General features: G+C 70.2%; 9 protein-coding genes and 2 pseudogenes. 8 read left to right on the forward strand and 3 right to left on the reverse strand.

The features are described 5' to 3' along the window. The 3 genes from JKV81_RS09590 to metH form a co-directional block, all read right to left on the reverse strand. On the reverse strand, positions 1–1,582 hold a 1,582-nt coding region (locus tag JKV81_RS09590), incomplete at its 3' end, for an ABC transporter substrate-binding protein (protein ID WP_147985969.1). A gap of 317 nt (positions 1,583–1,899) precedes the next feature. Further along, positions 1,900–2,598 carry an HAD family hydrolase gene (locus JKV81_RS09595; RefSeq protein WP_099178017.1) on the reverse strand — a complete coding sequence of 233 codons (699 nt, stop codon included), beginning with the start codon at positions 2,596–2,598 and terminating at the stop codon, positions 1,900–1,902. Between the two features lie 149 nt (positions 2,599–2,747). Beyond that, positions 2,748–6,260: a methionine synthase gene (gene metH, locus JKV81_RS09600; protein WP_129261554.1), complete on the reverse strand. Its 3,513-nt coding sequence runs from the start codon at positions 6,258–6,260 to the stop codon at positions 2,748–2,750. 239 nt (positions 6,261–6,499) lie between these two features. On the opposite strand from metH, the gene JKV81_RS09605 reads away from it, so the two are divergent. From JKV81_RS09605 to JKV81_RS09640, 8 genes and pseudogenes are all read left to right on the forward strand, one after another. Then, complete coding sequence (locus JKV81_RS09605) at positions 6,500–7,264, forward strand: IclR family transcriptional regulator (protein ID WP_236056064.1); 765 nt, start codon at positions 6,500–6,502, stop codon at positions 7,262–7,264. Between the two features lie 262 nt (positions 7,265–7,526). Next, positions 7,527–8,318 carry an MIP/aquaporin family protein gene (locus JKV81_RS09610; protein ID WP_202075404.1) on the forward strand — a complete coding sequence of 264 codons (792 nt, stop codon included), beginning with the start codon at positions 7,527–7,529 and terminating at the stop codon, positions 8,316–8,318. 40 nt (positions 8,319–8,358) lie between these two features. Continuing rightward, on the forward strand, positions 8,359–9,888 hold the full coding sequence (glpK, locus tag JKV81_RS09615; RefSeq protein WP_129261558.1) for a glycerol kinase GlpK: 1,530 nt from the start codon (positions 8,359–8,361) through the stop codon (positions 9,886–9,888). Positions 9,889–9,900: 12 nt separating this feature from the next. Then, complete coding sequence (locus tag JKV81_RS09620) at positions 9,901–11,511, forward strand: glycerol-3-phosphate dehydrogenase/oxidase (protein WP_202075405.1); 1,611 nt, start codon at positions 9,901–9,903, stop codon at positions 11,509–11,511. Positions 11,512–11,679: 168 nt separating this feature from the next. Beyond that, on the forward strand, positions 11,680–12,642 hold the full coding sequence (locus JKV81_RS09625; protein ID WP_129261563.1) for an LLM class flavin-dependent oxidoreductase: 963 nt from the start codon (positions 11,680–11,682) through the stop codon (positions 12,640–12,642). A gap of 68 nt (positions 12,643–12,710) precedes the next feature. Next, a pseudogene (locus JKV81_RS09630) lies at positions 12,711–13,178 on the forward strand (LLM class flavin-dependent oxidoreductase); the annotation flags it as partial. After that, a pseudogene (locus tag JKV81_RS09635) lies at positions 13,174–13,866 on the forward strand (LysR family transcriptional regulator substrate-binding protein); the annotation flags it as partial. The pseudogenes JKV81_RS09630 and JKV81_RS09635, both read left to right, overlap by 5 nt. 82 nt (positions 13,867–13,948) lie before the next feature. After that, a complete protein-coding gene (locus JKV81_RS09640; RefSeq protein WP_129261577.1) occupies positions 13,949–14,620 on the forward strand; it encodes a FadR/GntR family transcriptional regulator in 672 nt (223 codons plus the stop codon). Positions 14,621–14,623 lie beyond the last annotated feature (3 nt).

The raw sequence follows: 14,623 nt of genomic DNA on the forward strand, positions 1-14,623 counted from the left end.
CGCGGGCGAGCTCCCAGAGCTGGAGGTCGGCCGAGGAGTTGACGGCCCACTCCACACCGGTCAGCTCGTCGACCGAGGCGACGTACTGCTTGCCCTGCCAGACGGGGAGCACGGGGACGTCGGTGGCAACGATGTCCTGGAGCTTCTCGAAGGTCGGCGTCGCGGCGCTGCGGTCGGCCTCACGGCGGGATTGCGGGATGAGCGTCTTCTGCGCCTCGGCCGATGTGTACGGCGAGTTGAGGAAGTTGCTCTCGTCGAGGAACGGCGCGATGTAGGTATCCGGGTCCGGGAAGTCGGGGAACCAGCCCATCCCGTAGACCGCGTACTCGCCCTTCTTCTGGGCCGGGCGGTACTTGTCCCACGGAGTGCCCTGGATGTCCACGTCGAACAGTTTCGAGTCGTTGAACTGCTTCGCCAGGAGCTCGAATTCGGCCTTGGTGGCAGGCCCGTAGTGGTCGGTCGTGTAGTGCAGCGTGAACTTCACCGGGGTGCTGATGCCTGCCTTCTCCAGGATCTTCGCGGCCCCGGAGACGCTGGGCTCCCCGTACTTGTTGAAGAAGGAGTTGGTGTGGCTGGTGATGCCGGACGGGATCAGCGAGTAAAGCGGCTCGGCGGTGCTGCCGTACACCTTGCTGGCGACAGCGCCGCGGTCGACGACCTGTGCCATCGCCTGGCGTACGGCCTTGTCCTTCACCGTCGGGTCGTCGGTGTTGAAGGCGAGGTAGCTGATGGCTAGACCGGGGATCTCGGTGAGCTTGAAGCCGTCCACCGGCTCGGCGATCATCTTCTGGGCCTGCTCGGGCGACATGGTGCGGGTCATCATGTCGATCTTCTTGGCGTCGAGCGCCTTGCCCATGGCCGCCGCGTCGGGGAAGAGGTCCAGCTCGACCTTCTCGTTGCTGATCTTCAGGTCGCCCTTGTACTTCGGGTTCCTGGTGAAGACCACCTTGACGATCTGGTTGTTCTTGACCTCGGGCTTCATGGTGTACGGGCCGGAGCCGTCGACCTGGAAGCCCTCGCGGGCGCTGTTCTCCGGGTACTTGTCCTTCTGGACGATGCCGGCGGCGGGCGTGGCCAGCTTGAAGGGGAACGTCGCGTCCGAGGTGCTCAGGTGGAAGACCACCTGGTTCTCACCCTTGGTCTCGATCGTGTCGATGTTGGCGAGCAGACCGACCGGGCCGCTGTCGTCCTTGATGTCGAGGACACGCTGGATGGAGTACTTCACGTCCTCCGGGGTGACGGGGGTGCCGTCGGCGAAGGTGAGCCCGTCGCGCAGCGTGCAGCGGTAGCTCTCGTTCTCCGTGTCGGTGAAGGAGCAGCTCTGGGCCGCCTCGGGCACCGGCGCTCCGCCACCGCGCGGGATGTGGGTCAGGGTCTGCACGGTCTGGCGCAGCACGTTCCAGACGCCCGCCTCGTAGCCGATGGCGGGGTCGAGGGGGGCCGGGTTGTCCTTCGAGGCGATGAACTGGTCCGTAGTCCCGACCACGATGGCATCGCCCCCGTCGTCCGACCCGCCGCAGGCGGCCAGCACGGGTGCGAGCAGGCCGACCACGGCCGGCAGCACCAGCGTCTTGCGGTTCATCTGGACGTTCTCCCTCATTCCGGCATGTGAGAAAACCGAGATTAGTAGGCGCCGCAGAGGGGCTTGACCGGTGCCGGACGGCCGCGTATGCACTCGGTGATCACCGATGACGGGTTGTCCATGTCACGCTCGGGAATGTTTCGTACACGACTCCAGGAATACGGACGTATGGGGGTCCCGAAACGGACAGGCGGACCGGCCGCCGGGACCCCCGTTCGTCACGTCGAGTGATGAACGTCACGCTGCGGCCCCTGCGACCGTATTGACATGGACCTGATTTGCAGGGTCCCGGTGGAACACCCTCGGTGCATCAGCTGTCACTCATCGACGACCAGACCGCGCAGGAAGGCGAGATCCACCTGCTCCAGGGAGGAGACGACCGCTCTGCCCGGCGCGGGGGCGATCGGCGCCACGGACGGCACGGCCACGACCCGGCAGCCCGCCGCCTCGGCCGCCGCGACACCCGTGGCGGTGTCCTCGATGACGGCGCAGCGCCAGGGGTCCGCCCCGAAACCGGCCGCCGCCGCGAGGTAGGGCTCCGGGTGGGGCTTCGTACGGGCCACCTCGTCCCCGGCGACCGTGAGGGCGAAGTGGTGGCGGCCCACCGAGTCCAGCACCCGGTCGATGATGCGCCGGTGGGAGGCGGAGACCAGCGCGGTGGGCACCTCGTGCGCGGAGAGTTCGGCGAGCAGCCGGGCGGCGCCGGGCATCAGCGGGACACCGCGTCCGATGCGCTTCTCGAAGCGGTCGTTGAGCAGCACGGTGAGCTCCTCGATCGCGATGTCGGCGCCGGTGACCTCGATGAGATAGCCGGCGCTGCGGGTCATCGGCCCGCCGACGACCACCTCGCGCCAGTCCGTCTCCAGCCGGTGACCGAGATCGGCGAAGACCTCGACCTCCACGTCCCACCAGAATCCTTCGGTGTCGACCAGTGTGCCGTCCATGTCGAGAAGGACGGCTTGCAGCGCCGATCCTTCGGCTGTACGGGTCAGGGACGCGGGGACCGTACTGGTCATCCGGCACACCTCCATGGGGTCCATGAGGGACGAGAAGGCCGGCCGCCTTCCCGGTGGGAACGGCGACCGGCCTGCACTGGACCGACCAGTCTACGACTCGTGCCCGTCCGGCGCGCGGAGTGGAGCGTTACCGCGCGTCGAACATCGGCTTACCGTGCGTTGAAGTACTTCGCCTCCGGGTGGTGGATGACGATCGCGTCCGTGGACTGCTCGGGGTGCAGCTGGAACTCCTCGGAGAGCTTCACGCCGATCCGCTCGGGCTCCAGGAGCTCGGCGATCTTCGCCCGGTCCTCCAGGTCGGGGCAGGCCCCGTAGCCCAGCGAGAAGCGCGCCCCGCGGTACTTCAGGGCGAACATGTCCTCGACGTCGGAGGGGTCCTCGCCGGCGAAACCGAGCTCGCTGCGGACCCGGGCGTGCCAGTACTCGGCGAGCGCCTCGGCCAGCTGCACGGACAGCCCGTGCAGCTCCAGGTAGTCGCGGTAGGAGTTCGACTCGAAGAGTTCGGCGGTGGCTCCGCCGATCTTCGAGCCGACGGTGACGACCTGGAGGCCGATCACGTCGGTCTCCCCCGACTCCTCGGGGCGGAAGAAGTCCGCGAGGCAGAGGCGGCGGCCGCGGCGCTGGCGGGGGAAGGTGAAGCGGGTGCGCTCCGAGCCGTCCTCGTGCAGCAGGATCAGGTCGTCGCCCTTGGAGACGCACGGGAAGTAGCCGTAGACGACGGCGGCTTCCAGCAGGTTCTCGGTGTGCAGCTTGTCGAGCCAGCCGCGCAGGTGGGGCCGGCCCTCCCGCTCCACGAGCTCCTCGTACGTCGGTCCGTCACCGGCGCGGGCCTGCTTGAGGCCCCACTGGCCCTTGAAGAGCGCGCCCTCGTCGAGCCAGGAGGCGTACTCCTTGAGCTGGATGCCCTTGACGACCCGGGTGCCCCAGAACGGCGGCTCCGGGACCGGGTTGGTGACCGAGACGTCGGACCGCACGCCGTCCTCGGGCTCCACGACCTCGGCCACGGGGGTGTCCCGCTTGGGCACCCTGCGCTGCTTCAGCTCGGGGAGGGCGGCGCCGGGGACTCCGCGCTTGACCGCGATGAGGGCGTCCATGAGGCGCAGGCCCTCGAACGCGTCGCGGGCGTAGCGGACCTCGCCCTCGTAGATCTCGTGGAGGTCCTGTTCGACGTAGGCGCGGGTGAGGGCGGCGCCGCCGAGGATCACCGGGTAGTCGGCCGCCATCTTGCGCTGGTTCAGCTCCTCGAGGTTCTCCTTCATGATCACGGTGGACTTCACCAGGAGACCCGACATGCCGATGACGTCGGCGCGGTGCTCCTCGGCGGCGTCCAGGATCGCGGAGACGGGCTGCTTGATGCCCAGGTTGACCACGTTGAAGCCGTTGTTGGAGAGGATGATGTCGACGAGGTTCTTGCCGATGTCGTGGACGTCGCCGCGGACGGTGGCGAGCACGATGGTGCCCTTGCCGTCGTCGTCGGTCTTCTCCATGTGCGGTTCGAGGTAGGCCACCGCGCTCTTCATGACCTCGGCGGACTGGAGCACGAAGGGCAGCTGCATCTGGCCGGAGCCGAAGAGCTCGCCGACGACCTTCATGCCCGCGAGCAGGGTGTCGTTGACGATCTCCAGCGCGGGCCTGGTCTGCAACGCCTCGTCGAGGTCGGCCTCCAGGCCGTTCTTCTCGCCGTCGATGATGCGGCGCTGGAGCCGCTCGTCCAGCGGCAGGGCGAGGAGTTCCTCGGCCTTGCCCTGCTTCATCGACTTCATGTTGACGCCCTCGAAGAGCTCCATGAGCCGCTGCAGCGGGTCGTAGCCCTCCTCGCGGCGGTCGTAGACCAGGTCGAGGGCGACCTTGACCTGCTCCTCCTCCAGCCGGGCGATCGGCAGGATCTTGGAGGCGTGCACGATCGCGGAGTCCAGACCGGCCTTCACGCACTCGTCCAGGAAGACGGAGTTCAGGACGACGCGGGCGGCCGGGTTCAGGCCGAAGGAGATGTTGGACAGGCCGAGCGTGGTCTGCACCTCGGGGTGGCGCCGCTTCAGCTCGCGGATGGCGCCGATCGTGGCGATCCCGTCCTTGCGGGACTCCTCCTGGCCCGTGCAGATGGTGAAGGTCAGACAGTCGATGAGGATGTCCGACTCGTGGATGCCCCAGTTGGTGGTGAGGTCCTCGATGAGCCGCTCGGCGATGGCGACCTTGTGCTCGACGGTGCGGGCCTGGCCCTCCTCGTCGATGGTGAGCGCGATCAGCGCGGCGCCGTGCTCGGCGGCCAGGGCGCTGACCTTGGCGAAGCGGGACTCGGGGCCGTCGCCGTCCTCGTAGTTGACGGAGTTCAGTACGGCCCGGCCGCCCAGCTTCTCCAGACCGGCGCGCAGGACGGGCACCTCGGTGGAGTCGAGGACGATCGGCAGGGTGGAGGCGGTGGCGAAGCGGCCGGCCAGCTCCTCCATGTCGGCTACGCCGTCGCGCCCCACGTAGTCGACGCAGAGGTCGAGCATGTGCGCGCCCTCGCGGATCTGGTCACGGGCCATCTCCACGCAGTCGTCCCAGCGCCCGTCGAGCATGGCCTCGCGGAACTTCTTCGATCCGTTGGCGTTCGTACGCTCGCCGATCGCCAGGTACGAGGTGTCCTGGCGGAACGGGACGGTCTGGTAGAGCGAGGCGGCGCCCGGCTCGGGGCGCGGGGCGCGGGTGGTGAGCTCTGAGCCGCGGACGCGGTCCACGAGCTGGCGCAGGTGCTCCGGCGTCGTGCCGCAGCAGCCGCCGACGAGCGAGAGGCCGTACTCCTGGACGAAGGTCTCCTGGGCGTCGGCCAGGCCCTCGGCGTCGAGCGGGAAGTGCGCGCCGTCCTTGGTGAGCACGGGCAGCCCGGCGTTCGGCATGCAGAGCAGCGGGATGCGGGAGTGGCGCGTGAGGTAGCGCAGGTGCTCGCTCATCTCGGCGGGGCCGGTCGAGCAGTTCAGGCCGATCATGTCGACGCCGAGCGGTTCGAGCGCGGTCAGCGCGGCGCCGATCTCGGAGCCGAGGAGCATGGTGCCGGTGGTCTCGAAGGCCAGGGAGCACAGGACCAGGAGGTCGCTGCCCATCGCCTCCAGGGCGCGCCGGGCGCCGAGCACGGCGGCCTTGGTCTGCAGGAGGTCCTGCGTGGTCTCGATGATGAGCGCGTCGGCGCCGCCGGCGATCAGGCCCTCGGCGTTCTGCTGGAAGCCGTCGCGCAGGACCGTGTAGGGGGCGTGGCCCAGGGTCGGCAGCTTGGTGCCGGGGCCGATGGAGCCGAGCACCCAGCGCTGCTGTCCGGTGGACTCGGTGAACCGGTCGGCGACCTCACGGGCGATGGCCGCGCCGGACTCGGAGAGCTCGTGGATCCGGCCGGGGATGTCGTACTCGCCCAGGGCGGAGGCGTTGGCTCCGAAGGTGTTCGTCTCCACGCAGTCCACGCCGACCGCGAAGTACTCCTCGTGGACCGAACGGACGATGTCGGGGCGGGTGACGTTCAGGATCTCGTTGCAGCCCTCGAGGTTCTCGAAGTCCTCGAGGGTGGGGTCCTGGGCCTGGAGCATGGTGCCCATCGCACCGTCGGCCACCACCACCCGGGTGGCGAGCGCCTCACGGAGCGCTGTGGCTCGGTTCCGGCTGTCAGCGGAGGGGGTCGGCAACGAGGCCATGGATGTTCTCCCAGGGATGCGACGGCTGTCGGCTTTGCGCCCTTCTGCGGAGGGGGCACGCGGCCAGCGTAGCCGGGAGGCGCCCGGGCCGGTCGTCGTGTCCCACGAGGCGGACGCCATGCTGTGCGGGGAACAGGCCCCTCCACGGAGTGACGCATAATTCTCGCGCCACCGGACAGAGGTCGGCATCGACCGATAGTGTTCAGCATTGTCGAACCGAGGTGGAGGAGTACGGCGCGATGGCGAAGAACATCCAGTCGCTCGAGCGGGCAGCCGCGATGCTGCGTCTGCTGGCGGGCGGTGAGCGCCGTCTCGGCCTGTCCGACATCTCGTCATCCCTGGGCCTGGCCAAAGGTACCGCGCACGGCATCCTGCGCACCCTCCAGCACGAGGGCTTCGTCGAGCAGGACAGCACTTCCGGCCGCTACCAGCTGGGCGCCGAGCTGCTGCGCCTGGGCAACAGCTACCTCGACGTGCACGAGCTGCGGGCCCGGGCGCTGGTGTGGACCGACGACCTGGCCCGCTCCAGCGGCGAGAGCGTCCACCTCGGGGTGCTGCACCAGCACGGGGTGCTGGTCGTCCACCACGTCTTCCGGCCCGACGACAGCCGCCAGGTGCTGGAGGTCGGCGCCATGCAGCCGCTGCACTCCACCGCCCTGGGCAAGGTCCTCTCCGCGTACGACCCGGTGGCGCACAGCGAGGCCACCGAGATGGAGCGGCGCTCCTTCACGCCGCGCACCGTCACGGGTGACGAGGAGTTCGAGGAGCTGCTCGACCTGATCCGGGCGCAGGGCTGGGCGGCCGACGTCGAGGAGACCTGGGAGGGCGTGGCCGCGGTGGCCGCGCCCATCCACGACCGGCGCAGGATGCCGGTCGGCGCGGTGGCCGTGACGGGCGCCGTGGAGCGCGTGTGCACCGACGGCCGGCTGCGGCCGGAGCTCGTCGCCGCCGTACGCGACTGCGCCCGTGCCGTCTCCCGCGATCTGGGCGCCGGACGCTTCTGAGGACCCCCCGCGGCGTCGGTAACGATCGAGTCGCCCGTCACAGACCCCTTGACGCACCCCCCGTCGGGGAGAAACATTGCCGCTCACCGGTCGGCATTGCCGAACACTTGACGGCAATACGCGTTAGAGTGTGACAGTGCCGAGGGCCGGTCAAGCCCTACAGGTGACGTACCCGTGTTCGATGGGTACCCACCTGGGGCGCGATCCACCGGAGGGACCCGGTGTTTCGCCTTCCCCTGGACGAAGGACAAAGGAGTCGCGGGTGTCCAGCTCCGACATCTTCATCGGCGAGACCATCGGTACCGCCATACTCATCCTGCTCGGCGGCGGTGTCTGTGCCGCCGTCACGCTCAAGCGATCCAAGGCGCAGAACGCCGGCTGGCTGGCCATCACCTTCGGGTGGGGCTTCGCCGTGCTGACCGGCGCCTACATAGCCTCCGGCGTCTCCGGCGCCCACCTCAATCCCGCGGTCACGATCGGCCTCGCGATCCAGGGCGGCACCGCGTGGAGCGACGTACCGCTCTACCTCGCCTCCGAACTGCTCGGCGCCATGATCGGCGCGGTGCTGGTCTGGGCCGTCTACTACGGCCAGTTCCACGCACACCTCACGGATCCCGAGATCGTGCAGAACCAGCCGGCCGAGGAGGGCATGGTCGACCAGTCGACCGCCCCGAAGGCCGGCCCCGTGCTCGGCATCTTCACCACGGGCCCGGAGATCCGGCACATGGTGCAGAACGTGGTCACGGAGATCATCGCCACCTTCGTACTGATCCTGGCGATCCTCACCCAGGGCCTCAACGACGAGGGCAACGGCCTCGGCGCGCTCGGTGCCCTGATCACCGCGCTGGTGGTCGTCGGTATCGGCCTGTCGCTCGGCGGTCCGACCGGCTACGCGATCAACCCGGTGCGCGACCTCGGTCCGCGCATCGTGCACGCGCTGCTGCCCCTGCCCAACAAGGGCGGGTCGGACTGGGGCTACGCCTGGGTACCGGTGGTAGGACCGCTCATCGGGGGCGCACTCGCCGGTGGGCTCTACAACCTCGCCTTCGCCTGAGCCCGACCCTCCACACCACACAGACTTCCGGGAGCCAACCGTGACCGACGCACACACCACCGGACCGTTCATCGCGGCCATCGACCAGGGCACCACGTCCAGCCGGTGCATCGTCTTCGACAAGGACGGCCGGATCGTCTCCGTCGACCAGAAGGAGCACGAGCAGATCTTCCCGAAGCCGGGCTGGGTCGAACACGACGCCAAGGAGATCTGGGAGAACGTCCAGGAGGTCGTCGCCGGGGCCGTCGTCAAGGCCGGCATCACCTCCGCCGACGTCAAGGCGATCGGCATCACCAACCAGCGCGAGACCACGCTGCTCTGGGACCGGCACACCGGTGAGCCGGTCTACAACGCCCTCGTCTGGCAGGACACCCGCACGGACGCGCTCTGCAAGGAGCTCGGCCGCAACGTGGGCCAGGACCGCTTCCGCCGCGAGACCGGGCTGCCGCTCGCGTCGTACTTCGCCGGACCCAAGGTCCGCTGGCTGCTCGACAACGTCGAGGGGCTGCGTGAGCGCGCCGAGCGCGGCGACATCCTCTTCGGGACGATGGACTCCTGGGTCATCTGGAACCTCACCGGCGGCACCGAAGGCGGCGTCCACGTCACCGACGTGACCAACGCCTCGCGCACCCTGCTGATGAACCTGCACACGATGCAGTGGGACGACAAGATCCTCCAGTCGATCGACATCCCGTCGGCCCTGCTGCCGGAGATCCGCTCCTCCGCCGAGGTGTACGGAACGGCGAAGGGCGGCGTCCTGGACGGCGTCCCGGTGGCCTCCGCGCTCGGCGACCAGCAGGCCGCGCTGTTCGGCCAGACGTGTTTCGCCCAGGGCGAGGCCAAGTCCACGTACGGCACCGGCACCTTCATGCTGATGAACACCGGCCACACCCCGGTGAACTCGTACAACGGGCTGCTGACCACCGTCGGGTACCGGATCGGGGACCAGAAGGCGGTGTACGCCCTGGAGGGCTCCATCGCCGTCACCGGCTCGCTCGTCCAGTGGATGCGCGACCAGATGGGCCTGATCAAGTCCGCCGCCGAGATCGAGACGCTGGCGTCCTCCGTCGAGGACAACGGCGGCGCGTACTTCGTGCCCGCGTTCTCCGGGCTGTTCGCCCCGTACTGGCGCCCCGACGCCCGCGGTGTCATCGCGGGCCTCACCCGCTACGTCACCAAGGCGCACATCGCCCGGGCCGTGCTCGAGGCCACCGCCTGGCAGACCCGCGAGATCAGCGACGCCATGACCAAGGACTCCGGCGTCGAGCTGACCGCGCTCAAGGTCGACGGCGGCATGACCTCCAACAACCTGCTGATGCAGACGCTCTCCGACTTCCTGGACGCACCCGTGGTGCGCCCGATGGTCGCCGAGACCACCTGCCTCGGCGCGGCCTACGCCGCCGGCCTCGCCGTCGGCTTCTGGCCGGACACCGACGCACTGCGCGCCAACTGGCGCCGTGCCGCCGAGTGGACCCCCCGCATGGACGCGGCCACCCGTGACCGCGAGTACAAGAGCTGGCTCAAGGCCGTCGAACGGACCATGGGCTGGATCGAGGACGAAGAGAGCTGAGGAGCAATCGACATGACCACCCTGCAGAGCGTCCCCGCCCTCGGGACGCATCCGGCCTCCGGCTCCCTCCCGAGCCGCGCCGAGACCCGGGAGCAGCTTTCCAAGGCGACGTACGACCTCCTGGTGATCGGCGGCGGCATCCTGGGCATCTCCACCGCCTGGCATGCCGCGCAGTCCGGACTGCGGGTGGCCCTGGTGGACGCCGGCGACTTCGCCGGCGCCACCTCCTCGGCCTCCTCCAAGCTGCTCCACGGCGGTCTGCGCTACCTCCAGACCGGCGCGGTGAAGCTGGTCGCCGAGAACCACTTCGAGCGGCGCGCGGTCTCCCGCCAGGTCGCCCCGCACCTGGCGAACCCGCTCACCTTCTACCTGCCCGTCTACAAGGGCGGCCCGCACGGCGCGGCCAAGCTCGGCGCGGGCGTGTTCGCCTACTCGGCGCTGTCCGCGTTCGGTGACGGCGTCGGGCATGTGATCAGCCCGGCCCGGGCGCAGCGCGACGTGCCCGAGCTGCGTACGGACAACCTGAAGGCCGTCGCGGTCTACGGCGACGACCAGATGAACGACGCCCGGATGGCGCTGATGACGGTCCGCGCGGCCGTCGACGCCGGTGCCGTGGTCCTCAACCACGCCGCGGTGACCGGGCTGCGGTTCACCAAGGGCCGGGTCACGGGGGCCGAGCTGGAGGACCGCCAGGACGGCACGGAGTTCGGCGTGAACGCCCGCCTGGTGCTGAACGCGACCGGCCCGTGGGTCGACCACCTGCGGAAGCTGGAGGACCCGGCCTCCGCGCCCTCCATACGCCTGTCGAAGGGCGCCCACCTGGTCCTCAAGCGGACCCGCCCGTGGAAGGCCGCGCTGGCGACCCCGATCGACAAGTACCGGATCACGTTCGCCCTGCCCTGGGAGGACATGCTGCTCCTCGGTACGACCGACGAGGAGTACGAGGGCGACCCGGCCGATGTCGCGGTCACCGAGCAGGACACCGCCCAGATCCTCGACGAGGCGGCGTTCTCCGTACGGGACCAGCAGCTCTCCCGTGATCTGATCACCTACTCCTTCGCGGGGCTGCGGGTGCTGCCCGGCGGTCCTGGCGACACCTCCAAGGCCAAGCGCGAGACGGTCGTGACGGAGGGCCGCGGCGGGATGCTGTCGGTCGCCGGCGGCAAGTGGACGACGTTCCGCCACATCGGCCGTACGGTGATGAACAAGCTGGCCGAGCTGCCCGGCCACCCCCTCGGCGAGGACATGGAGCCGATGGCGCGGCTGCCGAAGAAGGTGCCGCTGCCCGGTATCGCCAACCCGAACGCGGTCGCGCACCGGCTGCTGGTCGACGGCGGTACGCCGGGGCCGCGGATGTCCGCCGACACGGCCCGGCATCTCGCGACCCACTACGGCTCGCTCTCCTTCGACATCGCGCGTCTGGCGAACGAGAACCCGGCGCTGGGTGAGCGCATCCACCCCGACGCCCCGGAGATCTGGGCGCAGGTCGCGTACGCGCGTGACCGGGAGTGGGCCGAGACGGCGGACGACGTGCTGCGCCGCCGGACGACCCTGACGATCCGGGGCCTGGCGACCGACGACATCCGGGCCGGGGTCGAGGACATGCTGGCCGACGGGCGCTGACGGCGTCGGCGCGCACGCGGCCGCAGGGGCGGTCTCCCGGTCGGGGAGGCCGCCCTTGCGGCGTGCGGGCGATCCTCCGGTCGGAGGCCGCCCCTGCGGCGTGGGGGTCCTGGAGACGTGCCATGTGCCCGCCATACGGGTGCAATATGACGCGGGGACAGTGGAGGGATGTCCGAACACCAGGGATTCCATCTGTCAGTGGCCCTGAACGGCGCCGGTTCGCATCCGGCCGCGCCCTCCAGGCCCTTCACGCCCGACGCGTACGCCCGGCTGGTGCGCGGCGCCGAGGCCGGACTGCTCGACTTCGTCACGGTGGAGGACGGCCCGGGGCGGCTCGACTCCGCGCTGCTGCTCGCCCTGGCGGCACACGTGACCGAGCGGATCGGGCTCGTCCCGCTGGGTCCGACGACGGGTGACCCCACCGCCTGGGCGACGCGGATCGCGACGCTCGACCATCTGAGTGCGGGGCGGGCGGGGGTGCGGCCCAGGGCCACGACGAGCAATCCCGAGCACGCGCAGCTGCTGACCGTCCTCGGCACTCCCGAGGGCGACCGGCGGGTGGCCGAACTCTTCGCGCGGGCGGGCGAGTTCCTGACCGAGGCGACCGCGGCGTGGGGCTCCGTGCCCTCGCCGCAGGGCAGGCCGCCGCTGGCTCTGCTCGCGCACGCCACGGTGCCGTACCGGCTGGCCGCCGCGCACGGCGACGTCGTCTTCGTGACCCCGCAGGACACCGCGGGGCTGGTCGCCGTACGCAAGGAGGTCGAGTCTCTGCGGGAGGAGGCGGGCCGGGCGCCCGGGGCCGTGCGGGTCTTCGCCGATGTGAACGTCGTACTGGGGGACAGCCAGGAGGCGGCCGGCGCGCGGCTGGCCGGTCTCGAGGAGGCCGCCGGTGAACCGTTCACCTCGGACGCCGCCGTCTTCGCCGGCACCCCCGAGGGTCTGGCCGACCTCCTTCAGGAGTGGTTCCTCGACGGCGGCGCGGACGGGTTCCGGCTGCGGCCGGCGGTGCTTCCCGACGACCTGGACGCGATCGTGGCCGGGCTGGTGCCCGTCCTCCAGCGGCGCGGGCTCTTCCGCACCGGGTACACGGCGCGGACCCTGCGCGGCCACCTCGGTCTCGCCGCCGTCTGACGCCGGCGCCGCAGCGAAGCACGCAAGCAGCCGGACCCCTGGACCCCGGACATCGGAGGAAGGCCACCGTGAAGTTCTCCGTACTCTCCCTCGTCGGTCATGCCCCTCATCCTCTGACGGGTGAACTCCCCTCCGCAGCCGACCGGTTCACCGAGGTGCTCGAAACGGGGGCGGCGGCGGAGCGGCTCGGCTTCGACGCGTACGCCATCGGGGAACGGCATGCCGGGCCGTTCCTCTCGTCCAGCCCGGGCGTGGTCCTGGGCGCGCTGGCCGCGAGGACCTCCACCATCCGGCTGCTGACCGGGGTCACCGTCGTCGCGATCCTCGATCCGGTGCGGGTGGCGGAGGAGTTCGCGACGCTGGACCAGATCGCCCGGGGCCGGCTGGAGCTCGTCGTGGGCAAGGGCGCGGAGGCCGGCCACTTCAGCCTGTTCGGGCTGGACGAGGAGCGGCAGTGGGACCTGCAGAAGGAGAAGTACGAGCTGCTGCGGCGGCTGTGGAGCGAGGAGGGGGTCGACTGGGAGGGCGATCATCGGTGTGATCGACGCGGTCGACCGGCTGCGGCGGGCGGCCGACCACCAGCACCAGATCAGCCGGATGATCCGGCTCGGGACGGTCAACGCGGCGACGGTCCCGCTGCTGGTCCCGGCGGTACGCGAGTTCCGTGCGGCCCACCCCATGACCCAGGTGGAGGTGGTCGGGGCGCAGCAGGGCGAGATCCACCGCTCGCTCCTGGAGGGCAGCTTCGACCTCGGGCTCGTCAACTACCTCCAGGGCGACGACCTGCCGCCCGACTTCCAGACGACGGAGCTGCTGCGCGGCCGGGCCGTGGTCTGCATGCGCCCCGACAGTCCTCTGGCGGCCCGCGAGACGGTCCGGGTGAGCGATCTCCTCGCGGAGCCGCTGATCGTGATGCGCTCGGGCTATGTCATGCACCGGTTCATGCACCGGCTGCTCGCGGGGCGCACCCCCGCCTTCTCGTACTCCACGGACGGTGCGGAGATGGGCAAGCTGATGGTGGCGGAGGGGCTGGGCGCGACCGTGCTACCCGACTTCAGCGTCGTCGGCGACCCCCTGGAGCGGAGCGGCACGCTCGTGTGGCGGCCGCTCGACGAGGCCGGCGCCGCCGTGCTGCTGGTGCTCCAGCGCCGCAGATCGGGTTCGGTCCCGCGCGCGGCACGCGATCTGCACCGGCTGCTCGTGGAGCGTGCGCGGAGCCTGTGACCGGGCAGGGGACGGCGGGCACAACCGGGGGCCGCATAATGAGGTCTATACATCGGATGTCTTGTGCGCGAGGAGGCCCCACATGGCCGTCACCGACGAAGCGATCGAGAAAATCAAGGGAATGATCGTCTCAGGTGCCCTGGCCCCGGGTGACCGGCTCCCCAAGGAGAGCGAACTCGCGGCGGAGCTGGGTCTGTCGCGCAACTCGCTGCGTGAGGCGGTGCGCGCGCTGTCGCTGATCCGGATCCTCGACGTCCGCCAGGGTGACGGCACCTATGTCACCAGTCTGGACCCGCAGCTGCTCCTGGAGGCGCTCAGCTTCGTGGTGGACTTCCACCGCGACGACACGGTGCTGGAGTTCTTCGCGGTCCGCCGGATCCTGGAGCCGGCGGCCACGGCGATGGCGGCGCTGCGCATCGAGGAGGAGGAACTGGACGCGCTCGGTGCCCAGTTGGACGCGCTGGGGCCCGAGCCCTCGGTGGAGGCGCTGGTCGCAGGTGATCTGGAGTTCCACCGCCGTATCGTCCGGTCCTCGGGCAACACGGTGCTCTGCTCCCTGCTGGACGGGCTGTCCGGCCCGACCACCCGCGCCCGGGTGTGGCGCGGGCTGACCCAGGAGGACGCGGTCAGCCGCACCCTGCACGAGCACCGGGCGATCCTGGCCGCGCTGCGGGACCGGGACGCCGAGGCGGCCCGGTCCTGGGCGACGGTGCACATCGCGAGTGTGGAGCACTGGCTGCGCTCGACCCTGTGAGGG

Source organism: Streptomyces silvae, from assembly GCF_016745505.1.
In the GTDB taxonomy this organism is placed as follows: domain Bacteria; phylum Actinomycetota; class Actinomycetes; order Streptomycetales; family Streptomycetaceae; genus Streptomyces; species Streptomyces silvae.